Here is a 2,373-nt window from a genome sequence, read left to right on the forward strand (position 1 = left end):
AGGACTTCGCCGTCGAACGCGTCAAGGCCGGCGCCACCATCATCGGCCTCTACCCCGCCACCGACGAACGCAACCTGACCCTCTTCGCCGAATGGCGCAAAGCCAACGGACGCTGAGGCGGTCTCGCCTCCCGACCGCAAGAAGGGGCTGGTCATTGCCGCCGCAGGCGATAGGTTGCTGCGCGTGCGAGTATCCGGCGCGGATTTTGCCCCTTGCGGCGACGACCGCGCCCCCTGACGGCTGCCGAGGGCGGCCCAGTCACTTGCAGAACCGATTGCCGAAAGGACGCATCATGACCGCCTATCCCGATACAATGCTGTTCATCGACGGGGCCTGGGTCCCGGCTGCCAGCGGCAAGACCATCCCGGTGCTCGACCCTGCCACCGAAGAACAGATCGGCACCGTCGCCTGGGCCGACCGCGCCGATCTGGACGCGGCGCTGGAAGCGGCGGCGCGGGGCTTTGCGGTGTGGCGCGCGACCTCGGCCTATGACCGGGCCAAGATGATGCGCAAGGCTGCGGACCTGCTGCGCGAGCGGGCGGGCGATATCGGCTGGGTGATGACGCGCGAGCAGGGCAAGCCGCTGGCGCAGGCGAAGATGGAAGCGCTGGCCGCCGCCGACGTGATCGACTGGTTCGCGGAGGAAGCACGCCGCACCTATGGGCAGGTGATCCCATCGCGCGCGCCGGGCATCACCCAGATGACCGTCAAGCTGCCTGTGGGGCCGGTGGCGGCCTTCACCCCGTGGAACTTCCCGATCAACCAGGTGGTGCGCAAGCTGTCGGCGGCGCTGGCGGCGGGCTGTTCCATCATCGTCAAGGCGCCCGAGGAGACCCCGGCCTCGCCGGCCGCGCTGATCCGCTGCTTTGCCGATGCGGGCGTGCCTGCGGGCGTCGTGGGCCTTGTCTATGGCGTGCCGGCCGAGATTTCCGAATACCTGATCGCGCATCCGGTGATCCGCAAGGTCACCTTCACCGGATCGACCCCGGTGGGCAAGCTGCTGGCCAGCCTTGCCGGCCAGCACATGAAGCGCGCGACGATGGAGCTTGGCGGCCATGCCCCGGTGATCGTGACCGCCGATGCCGATATCGACAAGGCCATCGCCACGATGGCGATGCACAAGTTCCGCAATGCCGGGCAGGTCTGCGTGTCGCCGACCCGGTTCCTGGTCGAGGACGCGGTGGCCGACCGCTTCATCGACGGCTTCACCGAGGCGGCCAAGGCGATCAAGGTTGGCGCGGGCAGCGACGAGAGCACGGTGATGGGGCCGCTGGCCAATGACCGGCGCATCCCGGCGCTGCAGGCGCTGGTCGATGACGCGGTCGATCATGGCGGGCGGCTGACCACCGGCGGGCGCCGGATCGGCAACAAGGGCTGGTTCTTCGAGCCGACGGTGCTGGCCGATGTGCCGGTCGCCGCGCGGATCATGAATGAAGAGCCCTTCGGCCCGGTCGCGGTGATCAACCGCTTTGCGAGCCTTGGGGATGCGATTGCCGAGGCGAACCGGCTGCCCTTCGGCCTCGCTGCCTATGCCTGGACCGGATCGGCGGCCGCGGCGGGCCGGATCGCGGCAGAGGTCGAGGCGGGGATGACCACGATCAACCATCTGGGCCTCGCGCTGCCCGAGGTGCCCTTCGGCGGCATCAAGGATTCCGGCTATGGCACCGAGGGTGGGTCGGAAGCGATCGAGGCCTATCTCGACACGCGGTTCATCACCCGGATGGACTGAGCGCGGCAAGGGGTGGCCGCCTCAGCGCGAGGCGGCCATGCCGGCGCGGGTTTCCCTGGTGGCAAGCTGCCGGTGCAGCGTCTCGAACTGGCGGTGCGCCTCGGCCCGCTGGTCGAGGTTCAGGTAGGCATAGGCGCGCAGGATCGCGAGGTCGCGCGTCAGCTTGCCCATCTCCTCCATCGCATCGAGGAACGCGATGGCCCGGTGATAGTCCTTGCGCTCATAGGCGCGGACCCCGCGCTGGTTGAGGATGATCGATTCAATCGTCAGCCGCTGTTCGCGGGTGAAGTCGGTCGCGGCGGCGATCTGGGCGGCGTTTTCGGTCATGTTCTGGTCGAGATAGGACAGCGCCATGCCAAAGCGGGCGTCGCGGGTCAGCTCGGGGCTGAGGCGGGCGCGTTCCATCTGGGCAAAGCCCGCCAGCGCCTCCGCCGGGCGGTCGAGGTTGTAGGCGCACCAGGCGCGTTCATAGGCGAGTTCGGCAGAGCCGGGATTGGCAGAGCGGGCGAGGCATTCGGCCCAGGCCCCGGACTGCGCGGCAGAGCGGGTGGCGGCGAGCCGGCCATCGCCCTGGCGGGGCAGGGCGCCGCCGCTCGCCGCCGGTGCGGCCGCGCGGGGCGCCGGTGCGGCGGGTGCCGCGGCAG

The 2,373-nt window shown here is 69.7% G+C and carries 1 protein-coding gene and 1 pseudogene; one reads left to right on the forward strand and one right to left on the reverse strand.

Annotated elements, in window-relative coordinates; translation table 11 throughout:
• The first annotated feature begins 292 nt into the window (after window positions 1-292).
• A complete protein-coding gene (locus GVY41_RS19995; protein WP_161343993.1) occupies window positions 293-1,729 on the forward strand; it encodes an NAD-dependent succinate-semialdehyde dehydrogenase in 1,437 nt (478 codons plus the stop codon).
• Window positions 1,730-1,750: 21 nt separating this feature from the next.
• Here the strand turns inward: GVY41_RS19995 and GVY41_RS20000 are convergent.
• Window positions 1,751-2,373: pseudogene (locus GVY41_RS20000) on the reverse strand (hypothetical protein); the annotation flags it as partial.

It is taken from the genome of Frigidibacter albus (genome assembly GCF_009908165.1).
In the GTDB taxonomy this organism is placed as follows: domain Bacteria; phylum Pseudomonadota; class Alphaproteobacteria; order Rhodobacterales; family Rhodobacteraceae; genus Frigidibacter; species Frigidibacter albus.

Bases quoted from the DNA above. Each gene is read 5' to 3' on its own strand.
- GVY41_RS19995 (WP_161343993.1), top strand. From the start codon at position 293: ATGACCGCCTATCCCGATACAATGCTGTTCATCGACGGGGCCTGGGTC.